This window comes from Arenimonas sp. (genome assembly GCF_035312645.1).
Lineage (GTDB): Bacteria > Pseudomonadota > Gammaproteobacteria > Xanthomonadales > Xanthomonadaceae > Arenimonas.
The window spans coordinates 1-14,965 of the sequence record NZ_DATGBO010000046.1 but is presented as its reverse complement, the minus strand read 5'-3'; the positions used below and the strand labels follow the sequence as shown (position 1 = coordinate 14,965).

Annotated in this window: 13 protein-coding genes; 1 reads left to right on the top strand and 12 read right to left on the bottom strand. The window is 64.4% G+C overall.

The features are described 5' to 3' along the window. Positions 1-117 precede the first annotated feature (117 nt). The gene (locus tag VKM35_RS03950; protein ID WP_324318580.1) at positions 118-1,032 is read right to left on the bottom strand and encodes a peptidoglycan DD-metalloendopeptidase family protein; all 915 of its coding nucleotides are present in this window, start codon (positions 1,030-1,032) and stop codon (positions 118-120) included. Between VKM35_RS03950 and VKM35_RS03945 the strand changes: the two genes are divergently transcribed. Continuing rightward, entirely contained in the window at positions 1,016-1,492 is a 477-nt protein-coding gene (locus VKM35_RS03945; protein WP_324318578.1) for a DciA family protein, read from the top strand. The two genes, VKM35_RS03950 and VKM35_RS03945, sit on opposite strands and share 17 nt — an antisense overlap. Before the next feature lie 142 nt (positions 1,493-1,634). On the opposite strand, the gene lpxC is transcribed toward VKM35_RS03945, so the two are convergent. The 11 genes from lpxC to VKM35_RS03890 form a co-directional block, all read right to left on the bottom strand. Then, positions 1,635-2,555 carry a UDP-3-O-acyl-N-acetylglucosamine deacetylase gene (gene lpxC / locus VKM35_RS03940; RefSeq protein WP_324318576.1) on the bottom strand — a complete coding sequence of 307 codons (921 nt, stop codon included), beginning with the start codon at positions 2,553-2,555 and terminating at the stop codon, positions 1,635-1,637. A gap of 288 nt (positions 2,556-2,843) precedes the next feature. Beyond that, complete coding sequence (ftsZ, locus tag VKM35_RS03935; RefSeq protein WP_324318574.1) at positions 2,844-4,076, bottom strand: cell division protein FtsZ; 1,233 nt, start codon at positions 4,074-4,076, stop codon at positions 2,844-2,846. Between the two features lie 55 nt (positions 4,077-4,131). Beyond that, on the bottom strand, positions 4,132-5,367 hold the full coding sequence (gene ftsA, locus VKM35_RS03930) for a cell division protein FtsA (protein WP_324318572.1): 1,236 nt from the start codon (positions 5,365-5,367) through the stop codon (positions 4,132-4,134). Further along, positions 5,364-6,098, bottom strand: a complete 735-nt coding sequence (locus VKM35_RS03925) for a cell division protein FtsQ/DivIB (protein ID WP_324318570.1) — start codon at positions 6,096-6,098, stop codon at positions 5,364-5,366. Before VKM35_RS03925 ends, ftsA begins: the two co-directional genes overlap by 4 nt. Continuing rightward, entirely contained in the window at positions 6,095-7,039 is a 945-nt protein-coding gene (locus VKM35_RS03920; protein WP_324318568.1) for a D-alanine--D-alanine ligase, read from the bottom strand. The genes VKM35_RS03925 and VKM35_RS03920 overlap by 4 nt, the downstream gene beginning before the upstream one ends. Then, positions 7,036-8,469 carry a UDP-N-acetylmuramate--L-alanine ligase gene (gene murC / locus VKM35_RS03915; protein WP_324318566.1) on the bottom strand — a complete coding sequence of 478 codons (1,434 nt, stop codon included), beginning with the start codon at positions 8,467-8,469 and terminating at the stop codon, positions 7,036-7,038. Before murC ends, VKM35_RS03920 begins: the two co-directional genes overlap by 4 nt. After that, the gene (murG, locus tag VKM35_RS03910; protein ID WP_324318564.1) at positions 8,469-9,560 is read right to left on the bottom strand and encodes an undecaprenyldiphospho-muramoylpentapeptide beta-N-acetylglucosaminyltransferase; all 1,092 of its coding nucleotides are present in this window, start codon (positions 9,558-9,560) and stop codon (positions 8,469-8,471) included. Before murG ends, murC begins: the two co-directional genes overlap by 1 nt. Beyond that, on the bottom strand, positions 9,557-10,885 hold the full coding sequence (ftsW, locus tag VKM35_RS03905; protein WP_324318562.1) for a putative lipid II flippase FtsW: 1,329 nt from the start codon (positions 10,883-10,885) through the stop codon (positions 9,557-9,559). The genes murG and ftsW overlap by 4 nt, the downstream gene beginning before the upstream one ends. Next, positions 10,885-11,967, bottom strand: a complete 1,083-nt coding sequence (gene mraY, locus VKM35_RS03900) for a phospho-N-acetylmuramoyl-pentapeptide-transferase (protein WP_324318560.1) — start codon at positions 11,965-11,967, stop codon at positions 10,885-10,887. The genes ftsW and mraY overlap by 1 nt, the downstream gene beginning before the upstream one ends. Beyond that, on the bottom strand, positions 11,957-13,327 hold the full coding sequence (locus VKM35_RS03895) for a UDP-N-acetylmuramoyl-tripeptide--D-alanyl-D-alanine ligase (protein ID WP_324318558.1): 1,371 nt from the start codon (positions 13,325-13,327) through the stop codon (positions 11,957-11,959). Before VKM35_RS03895 ends, mraY begins: the two co-directional genes overlap by 11 nt. Then, positions 13,324-14,802: a UDP-N-acetylmuramoyl-L-alanyl-D-glutamate--2,6-diaminopimelate ligase gene (locus tag VKM35_RS03890; RefSeq protein WP_324318556.1), complete on the bottom strand. Its 1,479-nt coding sequence runs from the start codon at positions 14,800-14,802 to the stop codon at positions 13,324-13,326. Before VKM35_RS03890 ends, VKM35_RS03895 begins: the two co-directional genes overlap by 4 nt. Positions 14,803-14,965 lie beyond the last annotated feature (163 nt).

The window sequence follows — 14,965 nt, the reverse complement described above, 5'->3', positions numbered from 1 at the left end:
GTACGAAGTCCGCGCCGGCCATCGGGCCAGGCACCAAAGAAAAAACGGCCACCCTTGCGGATGGCCGGCTAGTTTAACTTGGGGACGGGCCCGGGGATATCAATCGGGCCGGATGGATCAGCTGCCGAGCTTTTCCAGGAACGGGCGCGGGTTCACCGGGACGCCGTTGACGTGAACCTCGAAGTGCACGTGCGGACCGGTCGAGCGGCCGGTCGAGCCGGCCTTGGCCAGTTCCTGTCCAGCATGGACGACATCGCCAACACGCACCGTAAGACGCGAATTGTGGCCGTAAAGCGTCGAATAACCGTTGCCGTGATCGACCTCGACCACGTTGCCGTAGCCGCTCTTCACGCCGGCGAAGCTGACCACGCCATCGGCAGCGGACAGCACCGGATCGCCCATGTTGGCGTGGAAATCGATGCCCATGTGGTGGGCGCTGCCGCCGGTGAACGGATCGGCGCGGCCGCCGAAGCCGGAAGTGATGTAGCCCTGCGAGGGCGCGCGCGAGGGCGTGCTCTTGAGTTGCACCTGCTGGTTGTAAAGCATGGCCTCGAGCACCGACAGCTGACGACCGGAGTGGTCGAACTGCGTCTGCAGGTTGTTCAGGCTTTTGAGCAGGTCGCCGGCCGGGATGTCGGAAACCGCTTCCGCGCCGCCCATGCCGGGGACGTGGTCGAAATCGAATTCGCCGTCGCTCATCTTGCCGTCGCGGGTGAGGCGCTCGCCGAGGGCGTTGAGACGGTTGGCCTGCGCCTGGAGCTCACCGACGCGGGCAGCGACGGCGTTGATCTCGCGCTGCGCGTCTTCGCGAGCGGCCTTGAGCTCGGTGTTTTGCTTGCTCAGCTCACTCTTGAGCTGCGCGATCTCGCCACGGGCCGCGCCATTGGCGCCACGAGTGGCGAAGCCGGCGGTGAATGCCAATGCCAGCACGGAAAGCACGATGCCGGCGGTGGCCGATGCGACTTTCGGGTTGTCGAACGCCAATTTCTGCGGCGAACGAAAGAATTTCGATACGATGATCACATTCATCATGGCAAAACTTACTCACTCTCAGGATCGTGGCACCGCTGGATCGGGTTCACCTCCGCAGGCCTTGCAGGCTGCTTCGGCGGGACTCGGATCCCTGATCGAACGCGCCCAATGGTTGGACCGGCTCGATCAGTTGCTGCGCCAGAGTCTGCCCGCCGCGCTTGCCGGGCATTGCCGCCTGGCGAACGTGGATCAAGACAAGCTCGTGTTTCTGGTCAACGCCCCGGTCTGGAAGAACAAGCTGCGGCTGAGTACAGACGCCCTGCTGGACGCTGCTGCCGCGGCTGGCCTACCGGCCCGCACGCTGGTCGTTAAAGTGGTCCCGTTGACGCCGGGCTTCCCCGAACCATCTTCTGGCAAACCTCTTTCCCAGGCTGTGCGTGAATCTCTACGCACAACGGCCCAGTCAGTGACAGACCCGGAACTCCGGGCCCAACTAATGAAACTGGCGTCCTTGCCGTGATTCGGTTTGCGTGAAGCGAGGGGCATTCTGCCCGATGAAATCCGAGCAACCGTTAAAAACCAGTTAAATCAAGATGATAACTACGTGATTCGGGTTCCAGAAAAGGAACCCGGGGCTGGGCCATTCAGGCGCCAGCCGTTTCTCAGACCGCCTGCGCCGGATGGGCGTAGGAAATCGGGGCGGAGGCGGAAGCCTCTTCGTCCTCGAAGGTCACCGCTTCCCAAGCCGACTCGTCGGCCAACAGGGCGCGCAGCAGCTGGTTGTTCAGGGCATGACCGGACTTGTAGCCGTAGAAGGCGCCGATCAGGCTGTAACCGAGCAGATAGAGATCACCGATCGCGTCGAGGATCTTGTGCTTCACGAACTCGTCTTCGTAGCGCAGGCCATCTTCGTTGAGGACGCGGTAGTCATCCAGGACGATGGCATTGTCCATGCTGCCGCCCAGAGCAAGGTTGCGCTCGCGCAGGTACTCGATGTCCTTCATGAAACCGAAGGTCCGGGCGCGGCTGACTTCCTTGACGAAAGACGTGGTGGAAAAGTCGATCTCCGCGCTGGAGGTCGCCTTGTTGAACTGGGGGTGGTTGAAGTCGATGGTAAAACCGACCTTGAAACCGTCGAACGGCTCGAAACGCGCCCATTTGTCGCCGGAATCGACCTGCACCGTCTTCTTGATGCGGATAAAACGCTTGGCCTTGTTCTGCTCCTCGATTCCCGCCGACTGCAGCAGGAATACAAAAGGACCGGCAGAACCATCCATGATCGGCACTTCCGCCGTGGACAGGTCGACATAAGCGTTGTCGATACCCAGTCCCGCCAAGGCCGAGAGCAGATGCTCGATCGTCTTGACCTGCACGTCGCCCTGGACGAGCGCGGTGCACAGGCTGGTGTCACCGACCAATTCGGCCTTGGCCTTGATCTCGACAGGTTTGGCAAAGTCGGTGCGACGGAAAACGATGCCCGTGTCCACGGCTGCGGGACGCAGGGTCATGTAGACCTTCTCACCACTATGCAGACCCACGCCGGTGGCGCGGATGACATTCTTTAAAGTGCGCTGTTTGATCATTTCTCAGCGTTCTCCGGAGGGGAGGACACAAAACGTTAACGAGAATAGCACAGGGTTTCCTGAACGAATCCGAAAACCAACGGTCGGCAAGAGTAAGCCAAAAGCCCTGCCAGGGGTGTGATCCAGACCCGGTTTTTGTCGCCAAGTTCCTGATGAGCAAGAAAATCCCGCCGGAAGACCCGGCGGGAAAAAATCACTGAGGCAAACACACCGTTCCCTCCTTCCTTGGGGGAACGGAAGAACCGCCAACCCGGGCACAGCGGCTTGGCGGGGGGATACGGTTTGCGATCAATCGGCCTGGCGACGCAAAAAGGCCGGGATATCCAGATAGCTGTGGTCGGTAGGCAGGTCGCCCAAGGCAGTCGCCGGGGCGGTTTCGGCGCCGCGGCTGCGCAAGCCCAGGTTGTTACCCGCCGACGGATTGGCGGTGACGTTGGCCATGGCATCGAAATCCGGCAGTCCGGTCGTGGCATTGCGGACCAGCTTGACCTGGTTGCGAACAGGCTCGCGCATCACCTCGCGTTCGCCGCCGGTACGGATCGGCTGGCGCGCGGCGGTGCTGCGGTTGAGGCCGGTGGCGACAACGGTCACGCGAACTTCGTCGGCCATGTCCGGATCGAGCACAGTACCGATGACCACCGTCGCGTCCTCGGAAGCGAACTCCTCGATGATGCGACCGACCTCGTCGAACTCGCGCATCGTGAAATCCGGACCGGCGGTGATGTTGACCAGCACGCCGTTGGCACCGGCGAGATTGACCTCGTCGAGCAGCGGGTTGCTGATCGCCGCTTCCGCCGCCGCCTGGGCGCGATCATCGCCGCGGGCGGTGCCGCTGCCCATCATCGCCAGACCCATTTCCGACATCACGGTGCGCACGTCGGCAAAGTCGACATTGATCAGGCCCGGACGGACGATCAGGTCGGCGATGCCCTGCACGGCGCCCAGCAGCACGTCGTTGGCGGCGCGGAAGGCCTGCATCATGGTCGCGTCGCGGCCGAGCACGGTGATGAGTTTTTCATTCGGGATGGTGATCAGGGAATCGCAATGGTTGGCGAGCTCCTCGATACCCTTCAGCGCCACCTGCATGCGACGGCGTCCCTCGAACGGGAACGGCTTGGTGACCACGGCCACCGTCAGGATGCCGCGCTCTTTCGCGAGCTGCGCCACCACCGGTGCAGCGCCCGTGCCGGTACCGCCGCCCATGCCGGCAGTGATGAACACCATGTCGGCGCCGTCCAGCGCCTCGAGAATGCGCTCGCGATCTTCCAGCGCCGCCTGCCGGCCGACTTCCGGATTCGCGCCAGCGCCCAGGCCCTTGGTGACGTTTCCGCCGAGCTGCAGCTGCTGCTTGGCGCCGCACTGCTTGATCGCCTGCGAATCGGTATTGGCGGTGATGAATTCCACGCCATCGACGCCGGCATTGACCATGTGCGCCACGGCGTTGCCACCGCCACCGCCCACACCAAACACCTTGATGACGGCGTTCGGAGCCAACTTTTCCACTAGTTCGAAATGTGCCATGTCCGTGTCCTCGTGATTTTCAGATGGATTTTTTTATTGTTTTCGGGGGTTGCGACTAGAACTCGCCGCGGTACCAATTCCGCAGCTTGGTAAAAAATGTCCCGGCCTTGCCGGTATTGATGCGTGGGCGATGCGGGTGTTCGACCTGGCTGCCCCAGAGCAGCAGACCGACGCCGGTCGCGTGCACGGGATTGCCCACCACTTCGCCCAGGCCGGTCACGTGTTGAGGTATGCCCACGCGCACCGGCATGTGCAACATTTCTTCGGCCAGTTCGACCACGCCTTCCATACGTGCCGCACCGCCGGTCAACACCAGGCCGGCGCGCACCAGATCCTCGAAACCGGAGCGGCGCAATTCCGCCTGCACCATTTCGAAAATTTCCTCGTAACGGTTCTGTACCGCTTCCGCCAATGCCTGGCGCGCAAGCCGACGCGGCGGACGATCGCCCACGCTCGGCACCTGGATGCTTTCCTCGGCCGTCGCCAACTGCGCAAGCGCGCAGGCGTAACGCACCTTGATCTGCTCGGCTTCCGGCGTCGGCGTGCGCAGCAGATGCGCGATGTCATTGGTGACCTGGTCGCCGGCGATCGGCAGCGACGCGGTATGGCGCAACGCGCCCTGCACGAACACTGCGATATCGGTGGTGCCAGCGCCGATATCGACCAGCACCACGCCCAGCTCGCGTTCGTCGGCGGTCAACACAGCGGTGCTCGACGCGATCGAACTCAGGATCAGGTCGTCGACCTGCAGGCCGCAGCGATTGACGCATTTCATCACGTTGGCTGCCGCCGACTGCGCGCCGGTGACGATATGCGCGCGCACTTCCAGGCGCACGCCGGACATGCCGACCGGATTGCGGATGCCTTCCTGCGAGTTGTCGACGATGTATTCCTGCGGAATCGCATGCAGGATCTTCTGATCGGACGGGATCGCCACCGCGCGCGCCGCCTGCAGCACGTTGTCAAGATCGCCGTAAGTCACTTCGCCGCTCGCCACTGGCACGATGCCCGGCGAGTTGCGGCACTGCGTATGACTGCCGGAAATGCTGGCGTAGACCGAACGGATTTCGCAGCCCGCCATGAGCTCGGCTTCCTCGATCGCGCGCTGGATCGACTGCACCGTCGACTCGATGTCGACCACCACACCGCGTTTCATGCCGCGCGATTCGTGCGAGCCGATACCGATCACCTCGATCTCCTGACCAGGCGAATACTCGCCGACCAGCGCGGTGACTTTGGAAGTGCCGATGTCGAGTCCGACGATCAGCGATTTGTCGCCCTTGCGATTCATATTCCTGCCTGTTTGAGCGGAGTCGGCGCGGTCGCATCTGCGGCGCGCCAGGTCAATGCGAAACCATTGGTGTAGCGAAGGTCGGCGCGATCGAGCGTGCGCGAATCGGTGTGGCGGATACGCGGTAGCAGCCGCGCGAACCGCTGCAGCTTCGATTGCGGGTCGCCCCGCCCCACTTCGACGCGGGTGCCGTCGGACAGCGACAGATTCCAGCTGCCGCGTGCAGACAATTCGACCGTGCGTACCGCCAGACCATTGCCGAGAAACAGCGGCCGCGCCTGGCTGTAGAACGCCATCAATTCGCTGGCGCGGGAATCCGGGCCGATGAACTGCGGCAGATTCGCGGTCACGCCTTTGGGCGCGGGAAACAATTCGCCGTGCTCGGACAACATCCGCTCTTCGCCCCAGTGCGCCAGCGGCTTGTATTCGCTGATCGACACTTCCAGGCGATCCGGCCAGCGCTTGCGCACTTCGACATGCTTGACCCAGGGCAGCGCAGCCAGCGCAGTACGCACCCGGTCGAGATCGACCGCGAAGAATCCGTTGCGCACGTTCGGCATTACCGCCGCCCGGATCTGCGCATCGCTCACCTGCGAAAATTCGCCGGTGACCGCCAGATGCCGCATCGGCCAGCGCGAACCACCAATCCAGCCGTTCACTACGGCGACGACCGGCAGCGCGACCAGCACGATCGCGAAGATCCACGCAGCGATGCGCAGGACGGCGTTCACGGCTTGCCGGTCTCCTTGAACGAGGTCTCGAGAATTCGCCAGCACAGCGTTTCGAAATCGATGCCGACTTCGCGCGCAGCCTTCGGCACCAGCGAATGGCTGGTCATGCCGGGCGCGGTGTTGACTTCCAGCAGGAAGAATTTTCCGGCGCGGTCGCGCATCACGTCGACGCGGCTCCAGCCGCTGCAGCCCACCGCGTGAAATGCCGCGAGCGCGAGCCGGCGGACTTCGCTTTCCGCATCGCCATCCAGACCCGGGCAGAGATATTGCGTGTCTTCAGCGATGTATTTCGCGTGGTAGTCGTAGTACTCGCCCGCCGGCACGATGCGGATCGACGGCAACGATTCTTCGCCGAGGATGCCGACGGTGAGCTCCTCGCCGACGATCATCTGCTCCATCAGCAGCTCGCCCGGATAGCGCGCGGCGAGTTCCACCGCCGCTTCAAGATCGGCATCGTTGAAAACGCGACTGACGCCGACGCTGGAACCTTCGCAGGCCGGCTTGACGATCACCGGCAGACCGAGCGAACGCGCTGCGGTGTGCACATCATCCCCCGGAGCCAGACGCATATATTTCGGTGTCGGCAGACCCAGCGTCATCCAGACCTGCTTGGTGCGGATCTTGTCCATCGCCAGCGCCGTACCGAGCACACCGGAACCAGTGCAGGGCACGTTCAAGGCCTCGAGCAGGCCCTGCAGCACACCATCCTCACCACCGCCCTTGTTGCCGTGCAGGATGTTGAACACGCGGTCGAACTTCTTCGCGATCAGCGCTTCAACCAGCGCCGGAATGCCGTCCACCGGCTGCGCATCGACGCCTTTGGCGCGCAGGGCCTCGAGCACGTTCGCACCCGAGTTCAACGAAACCTCGCGCTCGGAACTGCTGCCACCCATCAACACGGCGACGCGTCCGAATGCGCTGGGCTGGGAAATCTGCTTCATGCCTTGCTGGCTCCTTCGAATCCATGCGCCGCGATATCGGCGGCGACGTGACCGATGTCGCCGGCGCCCATCATCAACAGCAGATCGCCGTCGTTGAGGACGTCGGGCAACACCGCCGCGAGCTCGCGCGCGCTCGCGACAACGACGGGATCGATGCGGCCGCGCGCACGGATCGCACGCGCCAGCGATTTCGCATCGGCACCGGCGACCGGTGCCTCGCCAGCGGCATAGACCTCGGTCAGCACCACGGCATCGCAGCTCGACAGCACCGCGGCGAAGTCATCGAACAAATCGCGCGTGCGGCTGTAGCGATGCGGCTGGAATGCGACCACCAGTCGGCGCTCCGGCCAACCGCCGCGCGCTGCCGCGAATACCGCTTCGAGTTCGCGTGGATGGTGGCCGTAGTCATCGACCAGCAGCACCTTGCCCTTGCCGGTGTCGAGCTCACCCTTGAGATTGAAGCGGCGGCCGATGCCCTGGAATTTTTCCAGCGCGCTGGCGATCGCCGCTGGCGCCACGCCCAGCTGCCAGGCGATCGCCGCGGCGGCGAGCGCGTTCTGCACGTTATGGCGGCCAGGCAAGTTCAAGCGCACGCGCTGCGGCGCGGTGTCCGGCAGATGCAGGGTGAAGGCCATGCTGCCGCCGTCCTGGCTCACGTCGGTCGCGCGCACATCGGCCTGCTCGGCGAAACCGTAGCGCATCAGATGCCGCGGCATCTGCTCGGCCAGCACCGCGACTTCCTCGTCGTCGATGCACAGCACGGCCAAACCATAGAACGGCAACCGATGCAGGAATTCCGAAAACGCGGCTTTCACGCGATTGAAATCGCCGCCGTAGTTTTCCAGATGGTCGGCGTCGATATTGGTGACCACCGCGATCAGCGGATTCAGGCGCAGGAAACTGCCGTCGCTTTCATCTGCTTCGGCGACCAGCCACTGGCCGCTGCCAAGCTTGGCGTTCGCGCCCGCCGACAACAATTGGCCACCGATCACGAAAGTCGGATCCAGCCCACCTTCCCAGAGCACGCTCGCGACCAGCGAGGTTGTCGTGGTCTTGCCGTGGGTGCCCGCGATCGCGATGCCGCGCTTGAAGCGCATCAACTCTGCCAGCATTTCGGCACGCGGCACCACTGGGATGCGCTGCTCGCGCGCCGCCATCAGCTCGGGATTCTCGGGCTTGATCGCACTGGAAATCACCACGACGTCGGCGTTGTCGATATTCGTCGCGGCGTGGCCGCGATGCACCGTCGCGCCCATCTGCACCAGGCGGCGCGTGGTCAGCGAATCGTTCTGGTCGGAGCCGGAAACCTGGTAGCCCAGCGTCACCAGCACTTCGGCGATGCCGCTCATGCCGGCGCCGCCGATACCGATGAAATGCACGCGGCGGAATGCCCGTGCCAGATCGCCACTTTCCTGAAGACGACGACGCATCATGCCCGGGCCTCCTGCATCACGATGTCGGCCACGCGTTCCGCGGCCTGCGGAAAAGACGCCGCGCGTGCGGCCTCGGCCATGCGCAGCAGATGGGCGCGATTGCCGGCGAACGATTGCAGTTGCGCGCGCAGCTCCATCTCCAGCGCACCGTCCTGGCGCAGCCACTCGCCACCACCGCGTTCCTTGAGGTAATCGGCGTTGCGCGCCTGGTGGTCGTCGACCGCGCCGGGGAACGGCACCAGCACGCTGCCGACGCCGGCAGCGCAGAGTTCGGCAATGGTCAACGCACCGGCGCGGCCGATCACGATATCCGCCCAACCGTAAGCCGCGGCCATATCGGTAATGAACGGCTCGACGCTCGCCTCGACGCCGACCGCCGCATAGGCTGCAACGGTTTCCTCAAACATCTTCTCGCCGCATTGATGCCGGACATCGAATGGCGTCGCCGCCTGCAGCGACGCGATCACTTTCGGCACCGTGGCGTTGATCGCGCGTGCACCCTGACTGCCGCCGAGCACGAGCAGACGCAGCGCGCCATGGCGATCGGCGAAGCGCTCCGCTGGTGCCGGCAGCGCGGAAATTTCCGGACGCACGGGGTTGCCGACGACTTCGTTGGCGACGCCGGAGAAACTGTCGGGAAATCCGCAGAGGACACGCCGCGCGACTTTCGCGAGCACGCGATTGGTCATGCCCGGCGCGCGATTTTGTTCGTGCACGATCAGTGGCCGGCGCAACAACCATGCCGCGATGCCGCCGGGACCCGCCGCGAAACCGCCGAAACTCACCACCGCGCGCGGTCGCGTGCGCCGCAATACCGAAAGCGCCTGCCAGACCGAGCGCAGCAACACGAATGGCGCGCTCAACATACTGACCAGGCCTTTGCCACGTAACCCACGCACGGCGATGGTTTCGATCGGGAAATCGTTGGCAGGCACCAACCGCGTTTCCATGCCGCCCATGGAGCCGAGCCAGAGCACGGGCACGCTGCGTTCGCGCAGCGCCCGCGCCAAGGCGAGCCCCGGAAAAATGTGGCCACCGGTGCCGCCGGCGAGAATCATCACGGGCGACTGCGCTGCGCCTGCGTTCATCGCTGCGCTCCCAGCCGGGGTTCGATGCGCGCGCGCTGGCCGCGCGTCGCCGGCATCGTCGTCGCCGTGACCGGACGCGCCGATGCCGCCGGATGCGGCGTCGAGTCGTAGAGTTCGTCATCGACGATCACGTCGGCGACCTGCGACTGGCCACGCAACTTCGCGACCTTGCGTTCGGCGCGATCGAGCTCGTAGCTCACGCGCAGCAACAGACCCATCGCCGCGCAGGTCATCAACACGCTGGAACCGCCCGAAGACACCAGCGGCAGGGTCAGACCTTTGGTCGGCAGGATGCCCAGATTCACGCCCATCGACACGAATGCCTGCAGGCTGATCCACAGACCGACGCCGAACGCGCAGTAGCCACTGAAATGCCGACGCATCTCGATGCAGCGCAGGCCCAGGCTGAAGGCGCGCCAGGTGAACAATGCGAATAGGCCGATGATGAAGCAGACGCCGACGAAGCCGAGTTCCTCGGCGGTCACCGAGAAGATGAAATCGGTATGCGCTTCCGGCAGGTAGTCGAGCTTGAGAATGCTGCCGCCGAGACCGACACCGGTGGCCTGGCCGCGACCAATTGCGATCAGCGCCTGCACAAGCTGGTAGCCACTGTCCTGCGCATCTGCCCAGGGATTGCTGAAGGACGCGAGGCGACGCACGCGATACGGTTCCAGCATCACGATGAAAGACATCGCCGTCAGACCGGCGAGCGCTGGCAACGCAAGATTGCGCACGCGCGCACCACCGAGCCAGACCATTCCGCCGGTGACCGCGAGGATCAGCGTGGCCGAACCAAAGTCGGGCTGGATCAGCAGCAGTCCGACCAGCAGACCGGCGACGATCAATGGCTTGAGCAGCGCTTTCCAGCTGTCGCCGATGACATCGCGGAAGCGCACGAGGTAGCTCGCCAGCCAGATGATCAGCATCAGCTTGACCGCCTCGACCACCTGGAAGTGCGAGACACCGAGATTGAGCCAACGACGCGCGCCATTGACGCGTACACCGACCACCGGCAGCCACACCGCCAGCAGCAACAGGAAGCACATGGCGAGCAACAGATGGCTTTGCTGCTCGACGCGCTTGAGTTCGATGCGCATCAGCGCGAAACCCAGCACGAGACCGATCGCCAGGAAGATCACGTGGCGATTGAAGTAGTAGAACGGCCCGGCACCATTGCTCATTGCATACGGCATCGATGCCGACGCAACCATCACCAGCCCCACGCAGGCCAGCGTGATGACAATGCCGAGCAGCCACGGATCGAAACGGCCTTCGAGTTCGTCGAAGCGCAGGGCCTGGCTGGCGCGGTCGCTGAGGTAGCCCATCAGCGCACCTTCAAGGTGGCGAGACCCACCAGCACAAGCACGACGGAAATAATCCAGAAGCGCACGATCACGCGCGGCTCCGGCCAACCTTTGAGTTCGAAATGATGATGGATCGGCGCCATGCGGAACACGCGCTTGCCGGTGAGCTTGAAGCTCGCGACCTGGATCATCACCGACAGGGTTTCGATCACGAAGATGCCGCCCATCACCACCAGGATCAGTTCCTGGCGGACGATGACGGCGATCGTGCCCAATGCCGCGCCCAGCGCGAGTGCGCCGATGTCGCCCATGAACACCATCGCCGGATAGGTGTTGAACCACAGGAAGCCGAGGCCGGCACCACCGATCGCCGCGCAGATGATCGCCAGTTCGCCAGCGCCGGGAATCGCCGGAATGCCGAGGTATTGCGAGTACACCGAGTTGCCCGAGGCGTAGGCGAACACGCCCAACGCGGCGGCGACCAGCACAGTCGGCATGATCGCCAGACCATCGAGGCCGTCGGTGAGATTGACCGCATTCGAAAAGCCGACGATCCAGAAATACGCCAGCACGATGAAGCCCGCGCCCAGCGGCAACGCGAAATTCTTCAGCAACGGCAGATACAGCGTGGTTTCCGCCGGCACTTTCGCGGTGTAGAACAGCACGAACGCCGCCAGCAATCCGAACAACGATTGCAACGCGTACTTGTGCCGCGACTTCAGACCATTCGGATCGCGGCGGACGATCTTGATCCAGTCGTCGAGCCAGCCGATCGCGCCGAAGCTCACGAGCACCGCGAGCAACACCCAGACGAAACGATTGCGCAGGTCGCCCCAAAGCAGCGTCGACAGCGTGATCGTCAACAGGATCAACGCGCCGCCCATGGTCGGCGTGCCGGCCTTGGAAAAATGCGAAGCCGGACCATCCTTGCGGATCGGCTGGCCGCCCTTGAGTTTGGCCAGGCGCGCGATCACCGACGGCCCCAACCACAGCGACAGACCCAGCGCCGTGAGCGCGCTGAGAATCGCGCGCATAGTGATGTAGTCGAACAGCGCGAACAATCGCGCGAATGCCTGCAACCAGCGGGCCAACTCAAGCAGCATGTCCGGCCTCTCCCCTGTCCTGCGCGAGCAGCGCATTGACGATCCTGTCCATCGCGCTCGAGCGCGAACCCTTCACCAGGCAGCGCACGCCGGCATGCAGCTCGGACGTGAGCGCAGCGATCAATGTCTGTTGATTGTCGAAATGCCGCGCACCATCACCGAACGCACGGCTCGCCTCACGGGCGAGATCGCCAACTGTCCACAACTTCTTCAGCCCGGCACGCTTGGCCTGCGCACCGATCTCGGCATGCAATGCCGCCGCGCCTTCGCCAAGTTCGGCCATGTTGCCGAGCACCAGCCAGGCTTCGTCGCCGGACTGCGCCAGTGTCGCGATCGCCGCGCTCACCGAGCCCGGATTGGCGTTGTAGCTGTCGTCGATCAACACCGCGCCGTTGGTCAGGCGCTGGGAAATCTGCCGGCCTTTCACCGCTTCGGCGTTGTTGAGGCCGGCGACGATCGCATCGAACGGCGCACCCGCCGCCAGCGCCAAGGCAGCGGCGGCGAGCGCGTTCATCACGCTGTGGCGACCGGGCAGCGGCAGAGCGATATCGGCGGAGCCGGCTGGCGTGTGCAGACTGAAGCGCGAGCCATCGGCGGAAGCGACGATGTGATCGGCGCGCACGTGCGCATCGTTCTCGATACCGAAGCGGAAACTGCGCCGCGCGCCGACGATCTGCATGAAAAACGGCGCGAAGGCATCGTCGGCGTTGATCACCGCGACGCCGTCGTCCGGCAAGGCTTCGTAGATCGCCGCCTTGGTTTCGGCGATACCGAGCAGGCTGCCCATGCGCTCCATATGTGCCGGTGCGATGTTGTTGACCAGCGCCACCTGCGGCGGTGCGATGCTGGCCAAGTAGGCGATGTCGCCGGGCTTGCCTGCACCCATTTCGTAGATCGCGAACTGCGCGTCTTCGGGCGCGTCGAGCACCGCCAGCGGCAGGCCGATTTCATTGTTGCGATTGCCGGGATTGAAGTACGTGCGGCCTGCCCGCGCCAGGATGCCCTGGGTCAGCGTCTTCACCGAGGTCTTGCCGTTGCTGCCGGTCAAGGCGACGACGACCGCGCGTCGGCCCTGCTGCACGCCGGCGGCGAGCTCGCCCAGCGCTTCCTCGGTATCGGCGCAGCGGATCTGCGGCAGCGACGAATCGACTTCACGATGCACCAGCAACGCCGCGGCGCCGCGCGCCTGCGCTTCGGCGACGAAATCGTGGCCGTCGAAATTCTCGCCACGCAGCGCGATGAACAGCGCGCCGGCCGCGACGTTGCGCGTGTCGGTGCTGACGGCGCGGATCTCGACATCGGCACCGAAATGGCGACCTTCGCACCAACTGGCGATCTGCGAGAGCGGCAACGGCCTCATGCGCGCGCCTCCAGCAGGCCGCGGGCGACCGCGAGATCGTCGAATGGATGTTTGACGCCGCCGACATCCTGATAGGTTTCGTGACCCTTGCCGGCGATCAGGATGATGTCGTCGCCGCCCGCGCCGGCAAGCGCCAGGGCGATCGCTGCCGCACGGTCGCGCTCGACTTCGACACGGCTGCGATTGTTGAAGCCCTCAAGAATGTCGGCGACGATCGCATCGCCGTTCTCGCTGCGCGGATTGTCGTCGGTGACGATCACGCGATCGGCGCCGCGCTCGGCCAGCAACGCCATCTGCGGGCGCTTGCCGCGATCACGGTCGCCACCGCAACCGAACACACAGGTCAGACGACCCGGCGTGTGTTCGCGCAAACTGGCCAGGGCCTGTTCAAGCGCATCGGGCGTATGCGCATAGTCGACGACGAGCAGCGGCTGGCCATTGCTGCCGCCGACGCGGCTCATGCGGCCGCCGACCGGCGAAAGCGTCGGCAACACCTGCGCGACTTTTTCGAGATTCCAGTTCAACGCACGCAACGCACCAGCGACAGCGAGCAGGTTGTCGATATTGAAACGCCCGAGCAGCGGCGAGGCGATATCGAAACCCTGACCGCTTTCGCTGAGGGTGAAACGCAGACCTTCCGGCGACAGCATCGGCCGCTCGGCACGCAGGCTCGCGGCGGCATTGCCGCGCGAGCTGACGCCGATGCCACGCACGTCGGTGGCGAGTTTGCCGAGCAGTTCGATGCCGAACGCATCGTCGACATTGATCACTGCCGCACGCAGCGTCGGCCAGGCGAACAGCTTCGCCTTGGCTGCGCCGTAGCTTTCCATGCTGCCGTGGAAATCGAGATGGTCGCGGGTGAGGTTGGTGAACACCGCGACGCGGAACGCGACTTCATCGACGCGACCGAGCTCGAGCCCGTGCGATGACACTTCCATCGCCACCTGCGTCGCGCCCTGTTCGCGCATTTCCGCGAGCAGGCGATGCACCGGAATCACGTCGGGCGTGGTGCGTTCGTGCGCGACGACCTCACCATACAGGCCAGCGCCGAGCGTTCCGATGGTGCCGACTGTTTCGCCGTGCGTGCTCAAGGCCTGCGCGATCAACTGCACCGTCGAGGTCTTGCCGTTGGTGCCGGTGACGCCGGTCATCGTCAACGCTTTCGACGGTGCGCCGTAGAAACGATCGGCGAGACGGCCGAGTTTGTGGCGAAGATCCGCCACGCCGATGGCGTGTTCCGGCAGCACGACATCAGCCGGCGCCGGCAGCTCGAACACGATCGCCGCGACCTTGGCGGCGCGCGCCTTGTCGACGAAATTCAGGCCATGCGTGGTCGCACCAGCCAAGGCGATAAACGCATCGCCTTCGCTGAGCTCACGGCTGTCGGCAGACAAGCCGTGAATGACCGGATTGAAAATCGGCATCGCCGGCACTTCGCCGGCGAGCAATTCGTGCAGGGGCATCGCGCGCATCATCGCTGCCCTCCCGGCGCCGCTGCGGCGGGCGCCGGTGCTGCGGCAACGGCAGTGGTGTCCGGATCGACATCCTCGGGCTCCGGCTCGGGTGCCGGCGCACTCACCGGTGCGACTGGCGTTTTCACCAGCCATTGCTCGACGTGATCCGGCGGCACATCCATCA

What these genes read in the sequence shown, in the direction of transcription:
- VKM35_RS03890 (WP_324318556.1), bottom strand. Translation starts at nt 14,802, where the DNA reads ATGATGCGCGCGATGCCCCTGCACGAATTGCTCGCCGGCGAAGTGCCG.
- lpxC (WP_324318576.1), bottom strand. Translation starts at nt 2,555, where the DNA reads ATGATCAAACAGCGCACTTTAAAGAATGTCATCCGCGCCACCGGCGTG.
- murC (WP_324318566.1), bottom strand. Translation starts at nt 8,469, where the DNA reads ATGCGTCGTCGTCTTCAGGAAAGTGGCGATCTGGCACGGGCATTCCGC.
- mraY (WP_324318560.1), bottom strand. Translation starts at nt 11,967, where the DNA reads ATGCTGCTTGAGTTGGCCCGCTGGTTGCAGGCATTCGCGCGATTGTTC.
- VKM35_RS03945 (WP_324318578.1), top strand. Translation starts at nt 1,016, where the DNA reads ATGATCACATTCATCATGGCAAAACTTACTCACTCTCAGGATCGTGGC.
- VKM35_RS03920 (WP_324318568.1), bottom strand. Translation starts at nt 7,039, where the DNA reads ATGAAGCAGATTTCCCAGCCCAGCGCATTCGGACGCGTCGCCGTGTTG.
- ftsA (WP_324318572.1), bottom strand. Translation starts at nt 5,367, where the DNA reads ATGAATCGCAAGGGCGACAAATCGCTGATCGTCGGACTCGACATCGGC.
- ftsZ (WP_324318574.1), bottom strand. Translation starts at nt 4,076, where the DNA reads ATGGCACATTTCGAACTAGTGGAAAAGTTGGCTCCGAACGCCGTCATC.
- ftsW (WP_324318562.1), bottom strand. Translation starts at nt 10,885, where the DNA reads ATGGGCTACCTCAGCGACCGCGCCAGCCAGGCCCTGCGCTTCGACGAA.
- VKM35_RS03950 (WP_324318580.1), bottom strand. Translation starts at nt 1,032, where the DNA reads ATGATGAATGTGATCATCGTATCGAAATTCTTTCGTTCGCCGCAGAAA.
- murG (WP_324318564.1), bottom strand. Translation starts at nt 9,560, where the DNA reads ATGAACGCAGGCGCAGCGCAGTCGCCCGTGATGATTCTCGCCGGCGGC.
- VKM35_RS03895 (WP_324318558.1), bottom strand. Translation starts at nt 13,327, where the DNA reads ATGAGGCCGTTGCCGCTCTCGCAGATCGCCAGTTGGTGCGAAGGTCGC.